Genomic DNA, 22,963 nt, shown 5'->3' on the forward strand with positions numbered 1-22,963 from the left:
TGCATGCGCTCCGGGTGGACGAGGACACCTGGAATGGTCGCCCCGGTGCTGCCGCGTCACGGGCGATCGTGATACCCCTGCCTGGTCAGAGCCGACAGTGTCGGTCTTCCGCGGGGACCGTCAGATCGATGAGGTAGGCGGCGAAGGCGGCGTCGACGCAGGGGCTGACCGCCTCCTGCGCGACGGTGTGCCGGGCGCCCTCGACGGTGAGCACGGTGCCGCCGAGCTCGTCGGCCAGGACCCTGCCGGCGGCATAGGGGGTGGCCGGGTCGCCGGTGACGGAGATGATCAGGCTCTTCGGCAGGCCCTTGACGTCCTGCGCGTAGGGAATGCCGAGGCTGGGCTCGCCCGGCCAGAATTCGCACGCGTCCCGGCTGACCCCGTCGACCTCCGCACCGGTTGCCAGGTACGGGCTGGTCCTGATGATGTCGGCGCGCAGCCGGGCCTCCTCCTCGGGCGTACGGCGCACCTCGTCGTTGCAGTTGACGGCGAGGTTGGCCTCGAGGAAGTTCGTCCAGACGCCGGAGGGGTCCCGGCCGCCGAAGAGATCGCCGACCTTCAGGATCTGCGCTCCGTCGCCCTGCTTGAGCTGGCTGAGGCCCTTGATCAGCGCGGGCCAGGTCTCGGGGTAGTAGAGGCCGGCGGTGACGCCGCCGGTGGCCTGGTTGAAGTTCAGCGTCCGTCCCTTGCCGGCGGGTACGGGTTTGTCGATCAGCGGCTGGACCAGCTGCTGGAAGACCGCCGTGGCCCGGGCCGGATCGGTGCCCAGGGGGCAGTCCTTGCTGGCGGCACAGGCGGCGGCCAGCTTCTCGAAGTTCTGCTGGAAGCCGGCCTGCTGGGTGAGCCGCCGCTGCGGGTTCTCCAGGGTGGGGTCCGTGACACCGTCCAGGACCAGCGCCCGGACGTTTCCGGCGAACATCTCGGCGTAGACCGCGCCGAGTCTGGTGCCGTAGCTCTGCCCGGCGAACGTGAGCTTGTCGTCGCCGAGCGCCGAGCGCAGGACGTCCATGTCGCGGGCGACGTTACGGGTGCCGACCGCGGCCAGCATCTCCGTGCCGCCTGACCCCTTCGCGCACCGCTCCGCCAGGCGCCGGGTGTCGTCCTCGCGCCACTGCCCGGACGACGCCAGCAGGGTGGTCTGGTCCTCGCCGCGGTCGCGCTCGGCGTCGGTGAAACAGCTGATCGCGGGCGTCGAGGATCCGACCCCACGGGGATCGAACCCCACCACGTCGAACCGTTGCAACAGAGGGCTCTTCGCGTGCGCGGCGACGAAGCTCGTCGCCTGGGTCAGGCCGGAACCGCCCGGACCGCCGGGGTTGAGCACCAACGACCCGATGCGCTGCCCCGGGTCCCCCTGGGCGGGCAGTCGGAGCACCGCGACCTGGATCGTCCTGCCCTTCGGGTTCGGGTAGTCCAGCGGCACCTTCAGTCGAGCGCACTGGAAGGGTTCGACGAAGCTCTTCTTCTCCCCCGGTGTGGTGCCGTAGCCCGTACACGAGCCGAACGACAGCTTCTGCCCGTAGAAGGCCTCCAGTCCGGCAGGAGACGGCCGCGGATCAGAACTCGTCGAGGGCGAGGTACTCGTGCAGGCCGCCGCCAACGCCAGCACCGCCGCCGTACCGACGGCGGCGCCGGCGTGAGCGGGGGCGCGCCGAGGAGCGGGTGAGGCGGACCGGTCCACGGGTGGACCGGAGTCGAACAGGGCCATCGGAGCCTCCACGGGCGATGTCGTTCCTGAGGATGTGCGTCGTCGACGAGACACCCGGCCGTAGCGGCACACTCAACCCCGCCCGGGTGTGATCTTGTCGGTGACTCCCCGGGACGACCCGTCACCCCGCACCTGACCTCTGCCGCTCAAGGTGCGGGAACGGACGACGATGCCGAGGCCATCCGCCCGGTCCTCGCCGGCCGGCCAGCGTGAAGCGTCCCACTCTCTTCGCAACGCCACGTTGCGTCGCGTTAGGGTGGCGGCATGACCTCAGTCCTCCCCGGCCGGGCCGGCGCTGCCACCGCGGGAAACCCCGCCGTCGACGGCCACCCGCCGGCCCTGCCGGCCACCGCGGCGGCCATGCTCGACGCGGTACGGGCGACCGGACCCACGTTCACCGCCGTCTCACCCCTGACCGGGGGACCGACCGTCGACGTACCGTCGAGTGGCCCGGCCGACGTGGCGGGCGCGTTCGCCGGCGCGACCGAGGCACAGCGGGCCTGGGCGGCCCGGTCGCCGGCCCACCGGGCCGGCGTGCTGCTCACGCTGCACGACCTGCTGCTGGACCGGCAGGCCGAAGGGCTGGATCTGATTCAGCTGGAGTCGGGCAAGGCCCGCCGGCACGCGGTCGAGGAGGTCCTCGACGTGGCGATCAACGCCCGGCACTACGCGCGCCGCGCGGCGCGGCTGCTGCGCCCACGCCGTCGCGCGGGTGCGCTGCCGGTGCTCACCCGTACCCGCGAGTTGCGGTTCCCGGTGGGTGTGGTCGGCGTCGTCTCGCCGTGGAACTACCCGTTGTCGTTGGCCGCGGCAGAGGTGCTGCCGGCGCTGATGGCCGGCAACGCGGTGGTGCACCGGCCCGACCCGGCCACCATGGTGACCGCCCTGTGGCTGCGGGCGCTGGCCGTCGAGGCCGGACTGCCCCCGGCGCTCTGGCAGGTCGTCGCCGGCGAGGGTGCGGATGTCGGCCCCGAGATCACCGCCCGTGCGGACATGGTCTGTTTCACCGGCTCCACCAGGGTCGGCCGCGAGGTCGCGGCGCAGGCCGCCCACCGGCTGGTGCCCGCCGCGTTGGAACTCGGCGGAAAGAACCCGCTGCTGGTGCTCGACGACGCCGACCTGGACACGGCGGTCGAGGGAGCGATCCGGGGTTGCTTCGCCAGCGCCGGGCAGCTCTGCGTGTCGATCGAGCGGGTGTACGTGGCCGACCGGCTGCACGACGAGTTCCTCCGCCGGTTCGTGGCCCGCACGGCTACCCTGCGGCTCGGCGTCGGCGGCGACTTCGACGCCGACCTCGGCTCCCTCGCCTCAGCCCGCCAGCTCGACACGGTCACCGCCCATGTCGCCGACGCGGTCGCCAAGGGCGCCACCCTGCACACCGGCGGCCGGCCTCGCCCCGACATCGGGCCGTACGTCTTCGAACCCACCGTGCTGACCGGCGTCACCCCCCACATGGCGATGTACGCCGAGGAAACCTTCGGGCCGGTGGTCGCCGTGTACCGCTTCGGCACCGACGACGAGGCCGTCGCCCTGGCCAACGACACCCGGTACGGACTGAACGCCAGCGTGTTCAGCGGCTCCGGCGCACGCGGCGAGGCGGTCGCCGCCCGGATCGAGGCGGGCAGCGTGAACGTCGACGACGGCTACTCCGCGGTCTGGGGCAGCGTCGACGCGCCGATGGGCGGCTGGAAGGACTCCGGACTCGGCGGCCGGCACGGCGACGAGGGCCTGCTCCGCTTCACCCGGGTCAAGACCGTCGCCCGGCAGCGCGGGCTCGGCCTGGCCCCGGCCTACCATCGCCCCGGCGCGGAGACCGCCGCCTGGGCCCGGCGGATGACCACGGCACTGCGCCTGCTGCGCCGGACGGGCCGATGAGCCGCCCGGCCGAGGACGGCGCGACTGCCCGTCCCAACGACCGCGGACGCATCGGGCGGGGCCCACGCGGCGTGAACGCCATCCACGCCGCCGTCCTGGACCTGCTCAGCACCGAGGGGTACGCCGGCCTGACCATCGAGGGGGTGGCCCGACGCTCGGGGATCAACAAGACCACCCTCTACCGGTGGTGGCCGTCGAAGCCGGCACTGGTGGCGGCCACCTTTCGGCACACCATCGCCCGCGACCTCCCGGTGCCGGACACCGGCTCGCTCCGCGGTGACCTGGTCGCCCTGGTCACCGCGAAGGCCGCGTTCCTCGGCGACGGACCCGGCCGGCTCGCCGCCGACGTCCTCGCCCACACCGGCGCCGACCCGGAACTGGCCCGACTCGCCGACGAACTGCTCGGCCAGCACTGCGCGCACGTGACCGAGGTGACCGGCCGGGCCCGGGCCAGAGGTGAGCTGACCGGCCCTGTGGACGACCAACTCCTCGCCGACCTGCTGCTCGGACCGGTGTGGCTGCGCACCGTGGTGACGCGGCGCCCGTTGTCGAACTCCGACACCGACGCGCTGGTCGACACCGTTCTGACCGGCCTGACCCTGACGACCGATCCGGTGGCGCGCACGCGCCGGTAACGGCGTGACATGCGACCAAGGAGCCTGCGCCTCGCCACACGTCGACGCACGTCACACACGTTACCAGCGCCTCAAGCTGCCGGCCGGCACCGCCGCCACCGGCCGCGGAGGTGGTTGCGGTGGTGGTGGTGGTGGTGCGGGTGCCGCGCCGTACCGGATCCAGAACGCCGCCCAACTCCTGGCCACCCGCACCGAGACCGCGCAGACCTTCACCGTCCTGCTGGGTGCGGTCGCCGGCATCAGCCTGCTCGTCGGCGGCATCGGCATCACCAACATCATGCTGGTGACCGTCACCGAGCGAACCCGGGAAATCGGCATCCGCAAGGCCCTCGGCGCACCCCGACGCACCATCCTCACCCAGTTCCTCGCCGAGGCGACAATGCTCAGCGTCCTCGGCGGTGGCCTCGGCGTGGCCGCCGCGCTGATCGGCAGCCGGTTCACCATCGTCGGTGTGCAACCGGTGATCGTGCCCAGCTCCGTCGCGCTGGCCCTGGGCGTCTCAGTCGCGATCGGACTCTTCTTCGGCAGTGTCCCCGCCAGCCGCGCCGCCGGCCTGCGCCCCATCGACGCGCTCCGCTACGAATGACAGGTGAAGACATGACGACCGACCTCGACACCGCACTCGCCGCCGGACCCCGCCCCTGGCGGAACCGGGCCACCCCGTGGCTCGCGGCAGCGCTGCTGCTCGTCGGCGGCTTCGCCGGCGGCGCCCAGGCGCAACAGGCATACGGACCGGATCCCGCCCCCGCACCGGCGGGACGCGGGACAGCGGTCGACGGACCCGCCGGTGGGGCCCGCGGCGGCGGTGCCCGTGGCGGTGGCGCCGCTCCCCCGGCCGCCACCGCCACCCCGGCCACCACCGGCACCGTCACCGACATCGACGGAGACACGATGAAGGTCCGGCGCGAGTCCGGCGAGGTGGTCACCGTGCAGACAGGCGACCGTACGCAGGTCCGGCTCACCGGTGCGCTCAAGGACCTGCGGACCGGCGACACCGTCGTGGTGACCGGGAACATGCTGGGCAGCGACATCACGGCCGCCACGATCACCCGACAGAAGTAGCGGCTCCGCCCAAGCCGACGCCCTGTCGCGTTGCGGAGAGAAGGCAGATCCTGGACGGAGCGGCCCCGACGGTTCGTCCCGTTGATCGAGGGCCTCCGGTTCAGGTTCATGACCGGTGGCCACCATCGACCTCCAGGATCGGGCGTCGTCGTACCGGTGGCGCGCAACTACGCTGATGACCTGACCGCCGGCCATGGTCGGATCGTGGTGGATCTCCTCGACGAGCCTGTCTCCCGCAGGTGCACCACCTCGCGTTCTACTGGCGGGCTGGTCCGGTGCGGGCGGCTGAACCGGTCGGTGATGCCTGCGATTCCTTCGGCTCGGTACCGGTCGGCCCACCGCTTCGCGGTGTTCACGCTGACCTGAAAACTCTTCCAGGCGAACCGAGAGCGCCCAGCGGACTTGGTGCCGCCGCGCGTGCGCAGGCCGGCGATGTCCACGTCGGTCTTCAGTCTGAAGTCGCCGGGCACTCTGTCATGGCCGGCGCCTACGGTGTCGGCCATGACGTGGCACGAAACGCTACCGCCGGACATCCCCGAGGGCCGGTTGATGAAGCCGTACAACGGCACCACGCCGGTGTACTGGCTCTCCTCTCACCCCGCCGCCGCGGGTGAGTGGTCCCGGTGGCGGGCCCGGCATCACCGAACCGGACTGTGGCCGCTGCTCGCGCTGCACGTCGAGGGCGACGACGAACCGTTCGGCATCGGAGCATGGCCGCGCGGAGGCGGTGACTCATACCGACCACGGTAGTGGACATGACGGGACGCGCCAGGGTCGTGGAAGTGTCCGGGCTGGTGTCCGTCGGGACGTTGGGGTGCCCGCGCCTGGTTCGTAGGTTCTGGCGCAGGGCCTTGCCGGTTCGCTTGCGGCAGATTCGCCGGGCTGGTGGGTGCCAGGGGGAAGGGGACTGCCGCCGGCCCTGGGTGTGGTCGAGTCGGGTGTCGGCGGTGAACCCTTCCCCCTTCCAACGATCCGAAGGGTGGTAGGGCGTGTCGGTGCATCAGCCGGTACGGCCGCAGTGGATCTGCGCGGGATGCGGGTCGGCGTGGCCGTGTCGGACCCGTAAGCGGCAGCTTGTGGCGGAGTTCACCGGTGCGCGGATCTCGCTGATGCTGCACCTGTCGGCGTACCTGGTCCAGGCGTGCGAGGACCTGCCGCACACCCCGTCGGGGGTACTGCACTCGCGGTTCCTCGCCTGGCCACGCTCGGCGGCACTGCGCAACGAGTAGCAGCGCCCCGACCAGGGATCGTGGGTCTGGTCGGGGCGCCGCTGGTCGGGTGTCAGTCGTCGGTGGTTGGGGTGTCGTCGTCTGGGTCGGTGTCGTCGGGGTGTAGGGCGTGGTTCATGGCTTCGATGGCGTTGCGGTGCAGGCGGGGTCGGACGTGGGCGTAGATGTCGGCGGTGACGTGCAGCCGGGCGTGGCCGAGGAGTTCCTTGATGGTGACGAGCTCGACGCCCTGTTCCAGCAGCAGCGTGGCGCACGTGCGTCGGAGGTCGTGAAAGCGGATGTAGCGGACCTCGGCGAGGTAGCAGATCGTCTCGTGCTGACGGTGCACGTTGGCGGGGTCGAGCGGTCCGCCCGTGGGTGAGGCGAACACGAGGTCGAGATCTGTCCAGGTGTCGCCGGCTTCCCGCCGGTCGATGTCCTGCCGGCGCCGGTAGCGGGTCAGCGAGGCGATGCAGTCTCGGGGTAGCAGGATCCGCCGTTGTGACGCTTCCGTCTTGGGTGGTTGGAAGGTCATGCCGCCTTTGGTGCGGGCGAGGGTGCGGCGTACGGACAGGTGCCCGGCGTCGAGGTCGATGTCGGACCATTGCAGGCCGAGGAGTTCGCCGCGTCGCATGCCGGTGCGTAGCGCGAGTTCGAACAGCGGGCCGTGGCGGTGGAACGCGGCGGCGTACAGGTACTTGCGGGCCTCGCCGGCGGTGAACGGCTGGTATCGGCTGCGGGCGGGGGTCGGGAGTCGGACCGAGGAGGCGACGTTGCGGTGCAGCAGTTCTTCCCGTACGGCGTGGGCGAGGGCTGCGGACAGGACCGCGCGGATGTAGCGGACGGTCGCCGGCTTCACGTGGCGTTGGCAGCAGGCGCCGATGGCGCAGCAGCGTGGCCGGCGGTCCTTGCGCGGGTGGTGCGGGTCGCGGCGGGTGTCCCAGCCTCGGGCGCAGCACTGGCACACGGTTTGGATGGTGTCGAGGAAGGTGCGGACCTCGGTGACGGTGAGCGCGGCGAGGCGGCGGTGACCGAGTGCGGGGATGAGGAACTGGCGGATGTAGGTGTCGTAGTTGGTGTAGGTGGTGGGTCGAACCTGTGGACCGCGACGGTGGTGAGCCAGCGGGTGAGGTAGTCGGCGACGGTGAGCGTCGGGTCGGCGGTCGCGGGTAGGCCCCGGTGGGAGTCGGCGAGTTTGACGGCCAGTTTGTCGGCGGCTTCCTTGCGGGTGGCGCCGTAGACGCGGACCCGTCGGCTGCTGCCGTCGGCGGCCTGGACGTAGCCGGCTCCTTCCCACCGGTTGTCGGCGCGCTGGTAGACGGTGCCTTCACCGTTGGCGCGTTTCCTACCGGCCATGTCCGGTCACCTCCCCGCTCAGCTCACGCAGGTAGGCGGACAGGGCTGTGGTGGGGATGCGGCGGCATCGGCCGATGCGCACCGACCGGAGTCGTCGGGTGCGGATGAGGTGGTAGACGGTGTGCTTGGACACTTGGAGCCGGTCCATGACCTGGGCGACAGTCAGCAGGTCAGCCGTCACGCCCCACCCCCGGGCCCGGTGTAGCGCCAGTCGCCGACGACGAGGACGCCCGCCGGGTCGACGCCGGCCCGCTCGGCATGCCGGTCGGCCAACCAGTTGCGGCGTTCGGCGCGCAGGGCGGTGAAGGTGGTGGAGTAGGTGCGGGATGTGGTGGCGAAGTGGCCCGGGAAGCCGAGGGTGTGCGCGTACCGGCGCAGCCGCAGCCGACCGAGGCCGGGTTGGGCGCCCAGCCACCAGCAGGTGTCGACCAGCCGACGGGCGTGCCCGCTCAGGTGCCGCAGGCTGACGCCGGGTCGCCGGCCGGTCCCCGCGCACCGGTGACACAGCACCGCCGTCATGGTGCGGTGGGTGCCGAGGCCGTCCCAGGAACGGCAGTAGATCGGGCCGAGGTCGATCCCCGCCGCTTCGGCGGCTTTGGTGGCGTACTTCGCCACGTACCGGGCCACGACCGTCTCCGACAGGCCGTCAGCGCGGGCGATGGGGCGGATGTCAACCTGCCGGCCCCACCTCAACTGTCGGGCTGGCACCCGTCGGCAGGCGGGGGTGGTCACCTCGACTCGCCGGATCGCGGCGTGGATGGCGTGATCGAGCAGGTCGACGCTGGCCCAGCCGGCCGGGGCCGAGGACGGGCCGTCGGCGCCGTCCAGGCGGACGATCGCGTGTAGGTGGACCACGCCCCGGGCCTGGAACTCGGCGACCTTGGCGAACACCACCCGCACCTGCCGGGCCGCCACCGCGCGGGGCAGGCCAGCTGCGGCGGCCAGACCACGACGGGTCTCGGTGGTGAACCGCGCCCACAGCAGTCCGGCGTGCGCGTTGAACAGCACCTGACCGGGGTAGTCGTAGCCGGTCGGGTCCAGGGGCGTGCCGATCGCCGGATCGGCGGCCCGGTGCCATCGGCCGCAGCTACGACGCACGGGCGTACGTCGGGTGCGGAGGTGGCAGGGGCGGGGCTGGCCATGCCGGTCCGGGCCGAGGTGCACCGGCCCGAACGACGGCGCGGTCACAGTGACGAACAGCCGCGGCCGGTCGGCGACCTGCGCCGGGGTGTCCTTCCCGCCGTGCAGGCCGGCGGCGATCAGGTGGTAGGCATCCAGCTTGTACAGCGCCGAGCAGGCCGGACAGACCGACGCGCGGCGGCTGCGGCAGCGCAACCCAACCAGCCGGCCCGGTGAGGTGTCCGCGTCGAGGCGGTCGACGATCATGCCGGTGCCGCGCTCGACGAGCAGGCTCCTACCGGTAACGGCGACCGGATGCCGGCACTCGCCAACCCGGTGGGCGGGGCCGGCGGAGGCCGCCACGCGGAGCAGGCCGCCCAGATCCGTTGGTACAGGGTGGGGTGACATCATCGAGGGTGATTCCTTCTCACTGCTGGGATAGGGGCTGAACCCGGGCAGCGCGGCGGAGTGTTCTTGGCGGAATGTGCCGCCGCTCTGCCCGGGGAACTCGTCATCGGGGTGCGGCATCAGCCACCGCCTCCCCCGTGCTCAACAGGTGCAGCGGATCGCGGACCAGGTGCGCGGTCGCGGTGGCGATCGCATCGGCGGTCGCGCCCGGCACGTACGGCGTGCGGACCAGGGTGAACCCGGGCCGACCCTGCGCAACCATCGAGGCGACGCCGACGTAGGCCGGGTCTTGCAGCCGGCGCGGGTGCTCATCCGGCGCGGCCGTGATGTCGGAGCCGAGCACGGCCGTGGCCGCCTCGTTGGTGCGCTGCGCGAAGCTGATCGCGACCTGGCAGTTGTCGCGGATCTTCGTCGGGATCGCATCACCGGTCGCCTTCTGCGTCGCCAGAACGACCTGGATGCCCACGTTGCGGCCCTTACGAATCAACTCCTCCACCAGCCGGGCAGTCTCCCGGGCCAGGGCGTCGAAGCGCTTGGACTGCGCGTCGGTGCCCTTGGTCTCGTTCAGGAACGTGTGCGCCTCATCGATCACCACCACGACCAGAGGCCCAGGAGGCGAACGGGCCGACGTGCCACACGTTCTTCACCCCGAGCACCGAACGGATCGCGTGCTGACGGGCCACCATCAACTCCCGCACCCGGCCCAGATGATCACGCACCTGCTCCGGGTCGTCCTTCGCCGACAACCTACGAAGCCAACCTCGGACGAGCCGCCGCCAGCGAAGCGCCCGAGCCCGCCGAGCCGCCGACACCGAAGAAGGCACGCCGCAACCCCAAGGCGTAGCCCAGCAGCCCCCACCGACGGAGCGACTGGGCTAAGAATTGCTTCACCTAATCAAGAGCGGCCCGGCTACGCCGGACGCACGCGCTATACCGTTCCGGCCCGCGCGCACGCGCCCACGCAACCTAGGCCCCCGCTCCGCCAGCAAGTCCGGCCAGTCACGCAAGCCGTGACGATCGCCAAAGCAGTCAAGCCACCGCCTGCTCCCGGCGATCGACGCCGCACCGCTCCGCGGCACGCCAACGAACACTCTCCTTCGACCGGAGCGTCGACGATCCACAGTAGACGCTTTGATTGAAGCATTCGCATGTTACGCGACTATCTGACGGCAACGCTGACGGCAACCGCATGGACTCCAGCGCCCTCCGGCGCACACGGCAATCGCGAGAGCACCCACCGTAATCGCCATCGATTGCGTCGTCACGTTGACAATTGCCCCACGGCTCGCACTATCCCACGGGCTAATCCCGCAATGTTTTCGCGGAAGAACCCGATACGAACATAGAAATCTTCTTCACCTGCAAACTGATTGTGGCTCGCCATTAGTGCGGCATGGATAAGATGCACTTCTGTCATCGTTAGGTCAATCTCGGCGTCATCCGCAGACTGCCGCAGACGCGACTCGATCCTCTCAATATCCTCACGAGAGCCCCCTACTTGCGTCTCAAATTCAGCAGCGCCGATTGACAAACTACGCATCAACTCAGCAACCGATAGGATCGCATCACGCTGTGGTGCCGTAAATCTGAGCGCCACACCAGCTTCGGTGCGACTACCAGCTCTCACCTGGGTTCTCATGGTAGGGTATACCGCCCGCTTGTCTCGAAGGCTTCCTGGCTATATTTGTAACCATGGATTCTATATGGCGTCTGAACGAGCAGCACGCCCCTCTGAGAATCATAAGCGACCCGTGCGCCCGTCTTGGTATCAACGTGCGTCATTCCCCTACGCTGCCAGCCTGCAAAGTAATCACCAAGGGCACTCGGGTTGTGACCGATCCCCGGGATCTCATGATCCGCCGCGGTCGGCGAGCCGTCGTGCATTCGCTGAACATTATGGTCAACGCCATCCGCAACACTCGGACCGTGCTGCCCCTCAATTTGGTCATAGACGGAATCTTTGAGGCCGCCCGTAGCCGGATCGCGGCCGCCGCAGTTGTGCACGAGGACGGGGGTTTCGCCGGCGATCACATAGTACGTGTGGATGGAGCCGACCGTGAGATCGTACATCAATGTCGCGCCGGTGTAGGGCTTTACCGACTTGACGCGGATGCTGCTTCCGTCGAGAGCCGACAGGTTCTCGCCCTCGACGAGAGAGCCCGCATCGACCCATTGCTGCCGGGTCTCGCTCCAGAATGGGTGCGTCTGCGTTGTTTCTACTACGGCGTCACGGCCGTTGTCCAACGTCAGGGTAACCAGGTCCTTGTCGCTGTTCAGGTGAGTCGCCGTGACTTCCTGCTCAACGGTTCTATCAGTTTCAGGGTCAGTGGCGAGGACTTGGTCGCCGACCCGCACGTCCTCAATCGATTTGACCCGACCGTCTGCCATTAGAACTGGCGTGTCGGCTTCGAAACTGTGTCTGCAAGCAGTAGCCAAGCGAGTACCGAGCGCTGCTGCTGCACGTTCGCCGAGCGCTGCCTCAACTCCAGCGGTAAGCATTGCGCCCGCAACCTCAGGGTCCATCCAGCCCTGGTAGTAACCTGCGGACGCCATGCAGGACCCAACACCCATATTGAAACCGGGCGTGTAGTAACCGCAATTAACCGATGCCTCTACCTGTTCCGGCGGGAGGTCTTTCAGAGCCGCCCGCGCGGAGCTGCAGGTGAAGGGTGAAGCCTGACACAGAGGATTCTGCGGCCCATAACGAAGCTTCGTGTTTAACTTGCGAGCGTCGTCACGCGGCTTACTACGCCTTTCGCAGGAATTCGCGTTGGTGCAGGGCTTGGACGAATTCTCCTCGGGTTGCTCGAGGACGTAGTCAGGATCGGTCCCGTCATAGTGGCATCCGCCGCCTCCGTGAATACACGGGTCGAGGCCTGACGGATCGGTGAGGGTCGTGGGGTTGTTGTTGCTGTAGGCGTACCCGTTCCACTGTTGCGGATCGGAGGGATCCAGGATCGGGTCAACGCTGATGAAGCGGCCGGTGGTGGGGTCGTATTCGCGGGCGCCGAGGTGGGTGAGGCCGGTGTTTTCTTTGGTGCCGCCGACGAAGCCTTTGTCAATGGCGGTGGGCCAAGTGCCGGTGGTGGTGCCGCGGTCGGCGCCGAAGGGGAGGCTGCGGCGGCGGCTGGCGGTGAGGTCGGTGCTGTTGATGGTGGCTTCGGCGGTGCCGTGGTGGTCGCTGGCGATCCAATGCAGGGTGCCGGCTGAGGTGCGGACGGCGATGGTGCCGCCGGGGCCGGTGTAGTAGCGGGTTGCGGTGGCGGCGCTGGTGGTGGGTTTGCGGACTTCGGTGCCGCCGGTGAGGTAGAGGGTGGCGCCGGTGGAGTCTTTGCGGATGAGGCGGTTGCCGTCGGCGTCGTAGAGGTAGCTGGTGGTACCGGTGGTGTCTTGTGAGGTGGCGAGGTGGCCTTCGGGGTCCCAGGTCAGGGTTTGGGTGCCGGTGGGGCCGGGCCGGGTTTTGGTGTTGCCGGTTTCGTCGTAGGTGTAGCTGGCGGTGGTGGTGTTGGCGCCGCTGTTGGTGATGGTGCTGACGGCGTGGGGGTGGGAGCCCGCCGCGCCGGCTTGGGCGGGGTAGGCGTATGTGCGGGTGAGTGCGGTGGCCGTGTGTTGGATTTCGGTGGCGCGGTTGTCGGTGCCTGGTTGGTAGGTGTAGCTGTGCCAGTAGGGCGCGGGTCCGCCGAGGTTGGTGGTAGTGCGGGAGGCGGAGGAGCAGTCGGCGTTGCCCGGAGTCCACGCTTCGGTGAGGCGGCGCAGGTAGTCGTAGGTGTAGCACTGGGTGTCGGCGCTACCGCCGGCGGGCACATCGTGGATCTTGGTCAGGTTACCGGCGTTGTCCTGGGTGTAGCGGAGGTTGAAGATCTCGGGCTTGAGGGTGGGGATGGCGGAGGTGTTGGTGACGCGGCCGGTGTTCTGGTCGATCGTGTTGGTGATCTGCACCTGCTTGCCGACCTGGCCGAGGGTCTGCTGGGTGAGCTGCCCGAGCTTGTTGTAGGTGATGCCGGTGTAGATCTGCGCTGCGGAGACCAGACCGGTGATCTGGCCGACGCCGTTGAAGGCGTGTATCAGCTTTTCCTTTGCCAGGCCGGCGGCGGCGGGGTGTTCGACGCTGGAGACTTGACCGTTGGGCCGGTACACAGTGGCGTACTGGTAGCTGCACGGGGTGAGGGTGCCGGAGGCGCAGAGGCCGCCTTCGCCTGCGGGGATGGTGACCTGGGCGGTGAGGGGTCGGCCGGCGGCGTCGAGGGTGAGGGTTTCGTTGGTGTAGGCGTTGCTGCTGCCGGCGGGTTCGTAGCGGGTGGAGCTGGTGAGCTTGCCGATGCCGTAGGCCAGGGTGTCGTAGACCCACTTCGCGCGGATCGGTCCGGTGGCGGAGCCGTCGCGCTGGGTGGTTTTGCGGCCGAGGTCGTCGTAGGTGGTGGCGAGGGTCTTCTGGCGGGCGTCGGTGGTGGTGGTGAGCTGGCCGGCGGCGTCGTACGTGGAGGTGGTGGTGCCGCGGTCGGGATCCTCGTCGCGGGTCTTGCGGCCGCGTTGGTCGTAGGTGTATGCCCAGGTGTTGCCGGCCGGGTCGACGAGGGTGGCGAGTTCGTCGCGGTCGGTGTAGGTGTAGCGGGCCTGGTCGAAGGTGGCGGCGGTGTCGCTGCCGACGTCGGCCGGGTTCTTGTACTGGCGCAGCGCGGTGGTGCGGCCGCGGGCGTCGGTGATGGTGGTGGTGGCGACGCCGCCCAGCGGCGGGGTGACGCTGCTCTTCTCGCCCTGGTAGCGGGTGGTGGTGCGCCACTTCTCGTTGGTGGTCTCGTTGACGCCGACCTTGAAGATGGCGTCGGTGAGGCGTCCGGCGCCGTCGTACACGTTCTGGGTCAGGGCGGGCACGGCGGGTGTGCCGGCGCCGCCGTAGACGGTGGTGTTGGGTTCGGTGTTGGTGCTGTCGTAGTAGGGGGCGGTAGACCAGTCCAGCAGGCCGCGGGAGTCGTAGACGGTGTCGGTGAGGGTTCGTCCGCCGCCGGGTGCCTGGTTCTGGACCTGGCGGGTGCGCAGCAGCCCGTCGTAGAGGGTGATTGAGGTGGCGTAGTTGCTGGTGCCGAGCGGGTTGTGGGTTTTGGTGGTGACGGCGGTGGCGGCGGTGTTACGCAGCAGGTAGCTGTATTCGGTGCTGGGCGCGCTCGGGTAGGTGGCCTTGTCGCGTCCGGGTAGCCACACCTTGGTGAGGTGGCCGAGGCCGTCGTAGGCGAGGTCGGTGCGGATGTTGTTCGCGTCGACGACGGCGGTGGGCAGGTTCCACGCCGGGGCGAAGCTGGTGGTGGCGGTCTGGTTCAGCGCATTCGTCACGGCGACGCTGGTCACCGGGCCGGTGGCCGGGGTGTAGGTGGTGTTGGTCTTACGGTCGAGGGCGTCGTAGCTGTCCCTGACCCGGCCGTAGGAGTCGAAGGTTGCGTGGCCGGTGCTGATCCAGGTGGGTGTGGTGCCGCTCCACCGGTCGATGGCCTCGGTCTTGGCGACGTCACCGACGACGGGCAGGTAGGTGTTCCAGTCGTTGGCGGCGTTGTCGTAGGTAAGGCGGGTCGACGACAGCACGTCGCCGGGCATGTTCGGGGTGGCGGCGCAGTCCACGCCGACGGCTTCGGTGCGCTTGGGCAGGCCGAGCATCCAGGTGCTCGGGTTGCGGGCGTACCAGGTGCGGGTGCAACGGTCGTCGGTGGCGGTGGCTTCGTCGCCGAGATCGTCGACCTGGGTCGGCAGGTTGTCGCTGTTGTAGCTGGTGACGGTCTTGCTCCAGCGGGTGGCACCGGTGGACAGCTTGAGCCGGGCGCGGGTGGTGCCGGTGTTGGTCATCCACGCCTTGAGGTTGCCGGAGCTGGCGGTGGGGCCCTGTCTGACCGGGGTGGTGATGCTGCCGGAGATCCAGCTGCCACCCGCGCCGAGCAGGTCGGTTTCCTCGCGGACCATGCCGGCGTAGGCGTCGTGGTCCTCGACCTTGCCGTTCTGCGAGTCGGTGATCCACACGTCGCGGGTGCCGGAGGGCTGCTTGTCGTCGTCCATGCCCCGGAAATAGAGGTACTCGGTGGCGGACTGCACACCGGATTCCAGACCGATGCGCACCCGGATGTTTCCCCAGCCACGGAACTCGCTCCAGGTGCGCTTTTTCTCCTCGGTCAACTCGGAGTTGTCGTAGTGCCAGGCGGGGGCGTCGAGGTAGTCGTAGTTGGTCTGCTCGTGGGTGAAGCCGCCAGTGTTGTCATAGACGTCGATGCGGTCGACGCGGTACTTGTGGAACCAGTCCAGCGTGGGTTCTTCGCCCTTGGGCCCGTACCACTGCGGGAAACAGCGTTTGGTGTTGCTCGCCTCCGCCGGCTTTGTCGAGCGGTTGCACTCCGTCGGCGAGTAGGTGATCCCGAGCTGCGCCCCGGACTCGGTGGTCACCGTGTTGATGCGGTAGCGGAACAGGTTCGAGCGTCCGTCGGCCGGCCCGTCAACGCGGTTGGCGAGTGGGTCGGCGCCGGGGTCGAAGACGATCTCGGGGACGGTGGCTTCGGCGCCGCCGGCGGTGGTGACCTTGCCGGTGCGGGTGATGCCCTTGAGCCACATCGGTGAGGCGCCGAACTCACCGGACTGCAGGTAGGTGTGGCGCAGGGCGATCTCGTCGACGGTGTTGTACGTGGTGCCTGTGCCGGCATACACCTGAGTGGTGATCTTGTTCAGGCGCTGCTGCGTCCAGAACGTCGGGGACAGCTGCTCGGTGCACGGCGCGGCCGTGCAGTACTGGTCCCAGGGGGTGTCCGGCCAGGAGGCCTGGATGGCGGTGCTGCCCGACCAGCAGGAGCTGACGCAGCGGTCCTGATTGTCGAACAGCACCCGCGCGGCGGCGTAGGTGGTGGCGGGCGCGTCGGCGCGGTTGCCGTACTCGATCTTGCTCAGGTAGCCGCCGCGGTCGTAGGTGGTGCGCTTGTCCTTGTCGCCCTCGCGGCCGTAGGCGCCGGACTCCTTGCCGTAGAGGTAGGTGATGGTGTTGCCGTGGGTGTCCACGACGTAGTCGAGGTTCCACCGCCATGCCTCGGTGGCGCGGGAGGAGGCGAACCCGCTGGCGCTGTAACCAGGCTCGTCCGGGTGGTTGCCGTAGACCGGCACCGTCCAGGTGGAGTTCGTGACCGCCGCGCCGGAGCTACCACCACCACCATGGTTACGGCCGAAGAAGTACTGGGTGCCATCAGGCGTGGTCATCTTCCAGTACTCGTTGTTGTTGTCCTCGTTGCTAGTGTCGGTGCGAAGCTCGATCTTCGAGCCGTCGTCGGTCACACCCTTCCAGGTGTTACCGCTGGACTTCACCAACTCGGTGGCCTGGCCGTTGAGCGAGACGGTGGCGTTGCCCTCCGGCTTGTACCAGCACAGGTCACCGCCGGACACGCTGCCGTTGTTGGCGTTCTTCCCGCGGATCGCATCCTTGTCGTCGGCACAGCCCTTGAACTTCCGCTCGATGTAGCCGGGCCACATGCTCCACCCGTCACCGATCCACGAACCCTGCGTGTTCGTGCCACCGGTGAGTCCGTCCATCGCCGCCGACGAGTAGGACATACTCAAACCCGGCGCCAAGCCGCCGGGCACAGGCGGAACACCCACCGGGTACGACCACGAGAACGCCCCGGTCTGCTCGGACACCTGCCACGTACTCGCGGCCGACAAAGACGTCGCCGAGTAGTCACCGCCGTCGCCCGACGGCGCGGCCGCCAACCCCACCCGCACCGACGGCGCCAGCGCGACGGTGGCGCTGACCGTCTTGGCGGTCGCGTCGTTAGTACTCGGCAGCGGCGTCCCGTCCGGCAGCGAAACCAACCGCAGCCGCGACGCCCAGTCACCGCCGCGCTCGGCGGCGACGTCACCGTAGGACACCGTCAGGTCCACCGCCCCGGCATCACGGCGGCCATCGGCGCGCCGCACGTCCAGCACAACCCCGGACACACCGGCGCTCCGCGCGGCGCTCTTGTCCGCCAGGCCCACCGTGACCTGCCCGACCGCCTCCTGGCCGGCGGCGGACGCGCGCGCGCGTCCCGCGTGCGGACTGACCCACACCGGCAGCGCACCCGCGCGATGCCGGCCCCCTCCGGTGAGGTCGACCGTCGCCGCGCCCGCTTGTGGCCAGCGCGCCGTGCCCCCGGGGCGTACTTCACGAGCATCGGCGGTCCAAGAGGGCCGCACCGCGTGCTTGAGGGGCTTGACCGCCACTCCCGTGACGTCCTTCGGCTTTGGCGGCTTCCATCGCGCCGCACCAGCGACGTCAGCCGGCATCTGCGCGCTGGCCACGGCCATCACCACGGCCATCATCGCGGCGAGCGGGGTGCGTGCCTGCGATAGCCGGCGTCGGTAAGCCGCTCGGAAAGCGGATGGGGAGGAGGTCACGGAAGGTCCTTCCTGCGATGACCGGGCAGACGCGGAATACCAGACACGGATCATTGGGCGGCGAACTGCAGGACTTGATCCTCGGGCCACACGTACTGGCTGGCATAGACATGATCGACATCGCCCACCCACCGCTCCGTACCGGGGAAGCCGCCGCCGAGGGTCAGCGGACCGGTCGCCGACCAGCCACCCGAATACGCGGCCGTGACCTTCGTGCCGTTGAAGAAGTCGGGGCCGTTGACGTACAAGGTGATCAATTCATTAGTGCGGTTCACCGATCCCACGAGGCTGACCCAGTCCCCAGGGGCGACGTAGTCGCCGGTGCACGCGGCCGTACGGCCGCTGGTCGCCGCGTCGCTGTTCGCGACCGTGAAGCACCACGCCCGATCAGGTGTGCCGTCACCGGTGACATCGCGGTCGGTGCGATAGCCGAGGGTGAAGATACTGGTCGCCACCCCGTTCTGAGCCACCACAGTGTGTGACGCCGCGAGAGCGGTGTCGTCGGGGATCCTGACCCAGGCGGCAACGGTGAAACCGCTGACCGCGGGAGTGTTAAGTACCGGCGAGGCGGTGCTGAACGCATCGCTGCCGTCGAGGGTTACGGCGCCAGCGCCGACCCTACCCGGGAACGTGTGGCTGTCAGTGCCACCGCTGTAGGTAGCAGGGAAGCCGGCGGGGACCGAAGCGGCGTCCTTGCCTTGGTCGTCGTCGAAAGTCCACGCCCACGAGTTACTGCTCGGGGTAACCAGGAACTCGTAGACGCGGGGGTCGGAGGTGGCGCCGGCGGCGTTGCGGGACTGCACCTGCAGCACGTTGAGCCCGTCGCGCGCCGGGGTGATCGGCTCGACGGTGCTCGTGCCGGTCACCTCCCGCAGCGACAGGTCGTCCCAGAACACGGTCTTGCCGGAGCCGGGGGTCATGCCGTTGTAGAGGCGCACGAACGCCTCCGTCGCGGTGGACGGGACGGTGACCACGATCGACAGTTTCTGCCAGGTGTCGGTCGCGGTCGGGCGGTTCGAGGCGATCGTGGTGTAGCTTCCGGCGTTCATGTAGATCGGCACGATGGCCAACCCCCGCCAGTCGGTGGCGGTCAGGCCCGTGGCCGCCGGCACGTAGATCCACCCGGTGACCAGATACCGTCGGCCGGGTTGCATGCCCAGCCGCAGACCGCCGTTGTCCCCGCCGACGGTGGCGTAGGTGAACGGCGCTCCCGCCGTGCCGCCGGTGCCCGTCGGGGTGATCTGCAGCGAGTCGGAACTGTTGTGCCCGCGCGCGGTGGAACGGGCGATCGTGGCGTAGCCGCCGGCGGTGAAGCCGGTCAGGTTCGACGACACCTGCTGCTGGTTGGCGGTCAGCTTCTCCGCCTGCGGGGCGCCGGCCGCCACGGTCACCGCGTTGCCCTGGTTCAGCGAGTAGATGTACTCGCTGACGTCGCTGGCCGATCCCGGGCCGAAGGTGAACGATCCGACCTGACCGGGGCCGCCGTTCCAGGTGCCGGTGTCCTTCGGTGGATAGGTGGTGGTCGACACCGACGGCAGTGACGGGTCCTGCGTGTTGACCGTGAACTGGAACCAGCCGGTCGTGTCACTGCAGTCGGACGCGTCGCAGGCCCGCACACGCCAGAAGTACACCCCGTCCGGCAGCGTCTTACCTGACAACGGTACGACCTTCCACGGCCTGGCCGTGCCTGACGCTACGCCGGTGACCGCGGTGCCGGACTTCGCCATCAGCGTGCCCTTGGTGCTGTTGAACACCGCGTACTCCGCGCGCAGGGTCCCCCCGTCCGGGTCCGACACCGTGGCCGTGAGCTGCGGCGTCCCCGAACGCACCACCGCCGGCGAACTGCACGCCGAATAACACGAGTCGATCTTCATGCCGGTGGGCAGGTTCGGGGTCCGGTTGTACACCAGGGTCACGTACGGGGTGTGCGCCGATGCCTCGGACGAGTTGAACTTCTTCCACCCGGCACTGCTGGACTCACTCGACGCCCGCAACCCGATCAACGCCCACTGCTGATCGACGGAGTCGAACGCCGACTGGAACGACTTCTTCACCGACACCGACACCCAACCGTCGCCGCAACCGCTGTAGCCCTTCGTCCCCGTCGACGTGCCGTCGCGCTCCAGCCACGACGGCTGATTGCCCCACCGGGCCGACGAGTCGGCCCAACTCACCCGCCACGACTCCCACCCCGCCGCCGTGCACGAGTACGAGTGGTAGTTCCACAGGAACAACTCCGCGGAAATCACCTGCGCGCCGTCGAGCCCACCGAGCCGCTGGAAGTTCATCAACGTCCGCGCCTTGCAACCCGACGGGCAGCCCTCGTTCGCGTCGACGACGTAGCCCAACTTCAGGCTCGTGTCCCCGGACTTGTCGGTGTTCGCGATCGTGTCCTGCACGTACCCGTCGAACGCCGGCCCCAAGTTCACCGACGGGTCGATCGTCACCGGATACGTCACCTTCGGATCCTGGTAGAAGACTGGATCCGGGGTCATCACCAGATCGACGCCACCACCGGTCGCCACCGCCGCGACCTTGACGTCCGCCCGGTGCTGCGGCTCACCAGAGGGCAACGCCCGCGCATCCCACATCTCGCCCTGCGACACCGTCACCGGCGCACCACCGGCAGCCGCGACCGCTGAACGCGCCGCCGCCGCACCAGCACCCACCGACCACGGCAAGCTGATCGAGGAGACAGACGCGGCCGCCGCCGGCGTCTTCACCCGAAACGAATACTCGAAGCCAGACCGGCGTGCCTCGACCAGGAGATCGACGCCCGGCTTGACCTCGGCATACGTGGCCGTCGTCCCGTCAAGGGTGGGCTGCGGCAGCACACCACGCCACCCCAACGCCACCCGGCCGGCGCCACTACCCGCCGCCGCCAGCGCGTCTGAATCCGCGGACCGCGCACCCGACAACCACAACCCTCGCGCGTCCAACCTCGGAGCGACGCTGCCGTCCGAGCGCTTCTGCAACGCCAGGTCGAGATCCGCCCACTGCCCCGCGGCGTTCCTGGCCCTCACCGGGGCCGCAGACAACTCCGCGCGCACGGTTCCGTCCGGCTGCGCCCACGACCGCGACACCTCCGTCGTCGCGTCCGACACCAGCACCGGCTTACGGCTGCGGTACGCCAACCGCATCGCCGACGCCTCATCCGCCGCCTGCAGCACGCCGCTCTGCGCAGAGGCCTCCGCGGCGGAGCCGGCCTCCGCCGTCGCCGCCGACTGGTCGAAGATCACCGGCCCCGCAGATGTCGCCGCCAGAACAGCCGCCATCGCCAGAGACGCACGTCTCCCAGCGAAGACACGCGCACGCGTACTGAACCGCCACCGCAACACATCGCCCCCCGTGATCATGCCGACCGGCGACGCAGACGCTAGAGATCAGCACCAGTCTCTGTAAAGAGCGGTTACAACTTGCCACCACGAAACGCCTATAAATACTCAGAACCACACGCCCTCCGGGGATGTCGTGACGTGACGTAAGGAAGCATGCGCCGACTGAAGCGCGATCGGCTCATCCCTCGACGCCGGCAGGATTCTGACAACCACCGGCATCGCGCCCACTGCCCACGATTGACCGGCAATCGGCGCCCTCCGGCTGCGATAGTCGTTCGGGCCACTGTTCCGCTTATTCACGGCGGCGCAGCCACGGCACGGGCCAGGTCGCGTCGATGCTTGGCCGAACACCAACCGGACGCGGCCTCGCCCGACCACTTCAGCCCGCCGAAGAGGTCACTGGGCAGGAAGCCCTCTGGTCATCGAGAATGGTGGATCCCGTCGGGACGGGTCCACGGCTACCACTTGCGGATGGCGGCGGAAGTTTCAATCAACGGGCGACGGGTCGGTTGCCGTCGTGTTCGCTGACCCTCCGCTGCCCGCACCGCCATCACCCTGCATGTGGCACCAGGTCGCTACGCTCCTCCGGTGATGGATGGCGCGAGTGTCGCACTGGGTATCGAGGCCGCTCGCCGGTTGGCCGAGCTGAACCTGGTGGACATCCAGCCAGGGCTGACCGACGCCGAGTTCGTCACCATTGAGCGACGATTCGGCTTCCAGTTCGCCGACGACCACCGCGCCTTTCTCGCGGCCGGGCTGCCAGTCTCACCTGGCCACGATGAGGCTGGTTGGGGCTGGCCGAACTGGCGCCGGCTGGACTCCCCCACCTTGCAAGAACAGGTCGCCTGGCCACTCGCGACCGCGCTCGACGACATCCAGCACGGCGCATCCCGTGCTGTCCATCCACCGACTCACCGACACCATCGTCTACGGCCACGACCTCGCCCACTACATCGACCAAGAGTTCCGGAACCCAAGGTGACCGTGGCCTTCTGGCGCGACTACGTCTGAGAGGGGCGGCCCGGCTGCTCGCACCCAGGCCGCCAGCGCGGATCGGCCGACCTGCGCTGGAGGTCGTACCCGGGGTAGGCCAGGACCGTCTGAACGGCCTTGCCGAGTTGGTACATCACCGTAACGACTGCCTGAGCATCTCCACCTCGATACGAGCAGGAACCGCCGGCCCAGCATCTTCGGTACGGCAGCTGACCTGAATGCCAGTCGGCTCGTGGGTCAACTCGTCGTTGTGGACCCCTCGAAGACGGAAACCTAAAGCCGGTGGTTCGGCGGCGGCACTCGTTCACGTTGTGTGATTTCCGTGGCGCCAACCTTCGGGCGCGTCCCTTCGCAGAGTCAGCTTTCGCCGGGTGCGACCTGCGCGACGCCGACCTGCGGCACACGGACCTGTCCTACGCCCGGTTCAGCTACGTCATGACGCACGATCCGGAGTACGGACGCACAGACGTCACCGGGCCCGGTGGAAGGGAGCGGACCTCCGAGGCTCACCGCCGAGCGCGTGATTGGGTGGCCGCACAACCTCTCGGAATCCGCGGATACGTCCGGCTGACGTTCGGCCCCCGACCTGGCACCGCGTTCACCCGCCTGACCGCGCTAGCCCAGCAAGTCACCTGCACCCGGCCCAGCCACGACAAGCGCAGCGCTGGAGGACGCCGCTTGCCGCGCCGGCCAATCAGCATGCCCGCACGTACCGGCGGCCCACCGGACAGAGCAGATGCCCTGGACTACCGCCTTGATCAACAATTAGCGGAAGACGACGGTTAACAGCGGCATGAGAGTGCATCGACCGTAAGGCACTACCCTGAGCCGGTCACGCGGCTGGTGGCGTCGGGCCCCTTTCTCGGTACG

15 protein-coding genes and 3 pseudogenes are annotated in these 22,963 nt (G+C 69.0%); 8 read left to right on the plus strand and 10 right to left on the minus strand.

Annotated features, from left to right (window positions below; genetic code table 11):
- Positions 1–85: 85 nt before the first annotated feature.
- Positions 86–1,708 carry an alpha/beta fold hydrolase gene (locus tag ACN27B_RS28985; RefSeq protein ID WP_422742371.1) on the minus strand — a complete coding sequence of 541 codons (1,623 nt, stop codon included), beginning with the start codon at positions 1,706–1,708 and terminating at the stop codon, positions 86–88.
- Between the two features lie 264 nt (positions 1,709–1,972).
- Here ACN27B_RS28985 and ACN27B_RS28990 point away from each other — a divergent pair, with 264 nt between their 5' ends.
- The 4 genes and pseudogenes from ACN27B_RS28990 (at position 1,973) to ACN27B_RS29005 (ending at position 5,280) form a co-directional block, all read left to right on the plus strand.
- Positions 1,973–3,583, plus strand: coding sequence for a succinic semialdehyde dehydrogenase (locus tag ACN27B_RS28990; RefSeq protein WP_422742373.1), 1,611 nt, complete (start codon positions 1,973–1,975; stop codon positions 3,581–3,583).
- Between the two features lie 71 nt (positions 3,584–3,654).
- Positions 3,655–4,218, plus strand: a complete 564-nt coding sequence (locus tag ACN27B_RS28995) for a TetR/AcrR family transcriptional regulator C-terminal ligand-binding domain-containing protein (protein ID WP_422742375.1) — start codon at positions 3,655–3,657, stop codon at positions 4,216–4,218.
- Between the two features lie 142 nt (positions 4,219–4,360).
- A pseudogene (locus ACN27B_RS29000) lies at positions 4,361–4,804 on the plus strand (ABC transporter permease); the annotation flags it as partial.
- Positions 4,805–4,815: 11 nt separating this feature from the next.
- Complete coding sequence (locus ACN27B_RS29005; protein ID WP_281593019.1) at positions 4,816–5,280, plus strand: hypothetical protein; 465 nt, start codon at positions 4,816–4,818, stop codon at positions 5,278–5,280.
- A 233-nt stretch (positions 5,281–5,513) separates the two neighbouring features.
- On the opposite strand, the pseudogene ACN27B_RS29010 reads toward ACN27B_RS29005, so the two are convergent.
- A pseudogene (locus ACN27B_RS29010) lies at positions 5,514–5,660 on the minus strand (leucine zipper domain-containing protein); the annotation flags it as partial.
- 121 nt (positions 5,661–5,781) lie between these two features.
- On the opposite strand from ACN27B_RS29010, the gene ACN27B_RS29015 reads away from it, so the two are divergent.
- Positions 5,782–6,030, plus strand: a complete 249-nt coding sequence (locus tag ACN27B_RS29015) for a hypothetical protein (protein WP_422742377.1) — start codon at positions 5,782–5,784, stop codon at positions 6,028–6,030.
- 239 nt (positions 6,031–6,269) lie between these two features.
- Complete coding sequence (locus ACN27B_RS29020) at positions 6,270–6,509, plus strand: flavin reductase (protein ID WP_422742379.1); 240 nt, start codon at positions 6,270–6,272, stop codon at positions 6,507–6,509.
- Between the two features lie 52 nt (positions 6,510–6,561).
- On the opposite strand, the pseudogene ACN27B_RS29025 reads toward ACN27B_RS29020, so the two are convergent.
- The 8 genes and pseudogenes from ACN27B_RS29025 to ACN27B_RS29060 all read right to left on the minus strand — a co-directional run bounded on the left by ACN27B_RS29025 (position 6,562) and on the right by ACN27B_RS29060 (position 21,037).
- A pseudogene (locus ACN27B_RS29025) lies at positions 6,562–7,844 on the minus strand (tyrosine-type recombinase/integrase).
- Positions 7,834–8,025, minus strand: a complete 192-nt coding sequence (locus ACN27B_RS29030) for a helix-turn-helix domain-containing protein (RefSeq protein ID WP_422742381.1) — start codon at positions 8,023–8,025, stop codon at positions 7,834–7,836. The pseudogene ACN27B_RS29025 and the gene ACN27B_RS29030 overlap by 11 nt, the downstream one beginning before the upstream one ends.
- Complete coding sequence (locus ACN27B_RS29035) at positions 8,022–9,374, minus strand: replication initiator (RefSeq protein WP_422742383.1); 1,353 nt, start codon at positions 9,372–9,374, stop codon at positions 8,022–8,024. Before ACN27B_RS29035 ends, ACN27B_RS29030 begins: the two co-directional genes overlap by 4 nt.
- Positions 9,375–9,474: 100 nt before the next feature.
- On the minus strand, positions 9,475–9,969 hold the full coding sequence (locus ACN27B_RS29040) for a hypothetical protein (protein WP_422742385.1): 495 nt from the start codon (positions 9,967–9,969) through the stop codon (positions 9,475–9,477).
- Entirely contained in the window at positions 9,953–10,117 is a 165-nt protein-coding gene (locus tag ACN27B_RS29045; protein WP_422742387.1) for a hypothetical protein, read from the minus strand. The genes ACN27B_RS29040 and ACN27B_RS29045 overlap by 17 nt, the downstream gene beginning before the upstream one ends.
- 515 nt (positions 10,118–10,632) lie before the next feature.
- A complete protein-coding gene (locus ACN27B_RS29050; RefSeq protein ID WP_422742389.1) occupies positions 10,633–11,010 on the minus strand; it encodes a hypothetical protein in 378 nt (125 codons plus the stop codon).
- Complete coding sequence (locus ACN27B_RS29055) at positions 11,007–17,762, minus strand: polymorphic toxin-type HINT domain-containing protein (protein ID WP_422742391.1); 6,756 nt, start codon at positions 17,760–17,762, stop codon at positions 11,007–11,009. Before ACN27B_RS29055 ends, ACN27B_RS29050 begins: the two co-directional genes overlap by 4 nt.
- Positions 17,763–17,812: 50 nt before the next feature.
- The gene (locus ACN27B_RS29060; protein WP_422742393.1) at positions 17,813–21,037 is read right to left on the minus strand and encodes a DNRLRE domain-containing protein; all 3,225 of its coding nucleotides are present in this window, start codon (positions 21,035–21,037) and stop codon (positions 17,813–17,815) included.
- 651 nt (positions 21,038–21,688) lie between these two features.
- Here ACN27B_RS29060 and ACN27B_RS29065 point away from each other — a divergent pair.
- Together ACN27B_RS29065 and ACN27B_RS29070 are read left to right on the plus strand one after the other, a co-directional pair.
- A complete protein-coding gene (locus ACN27B_RS29065) occupies positions 21,689–22,111 on the plus strand; it encodes a hypothetical protein (protein ID WP_422742395.1) in 423 nt (140 codons plus the stop codon).
- 264 nt (positions 22,112–22,375) lie between these two features.
- Positions 22,376–22,879, plus strand: a complete 504-nt coding sequence (locus ACN27B_RS29070) for a pentapeptide repeat-containing protein (RefSeq protein ID WP_422742397.1) — start codon at positions 22,376–22,378, stop codon at positions 22,877–22,879.
- The last annotated feature ends 84 nt before the right edge of the window (positions 22,880–22,963 follow it).

Origin of the sequence: Micromonospora sp. WMMD754, from assembly GCF_049315235.1 — a bacterium.
Classification (GTDB): Bacteria; Actinomycetota; Actinomycetes; order Mycobacteriales; family Micromonosporaceae; genus Micromonospora; species Micromonospora sediminicola.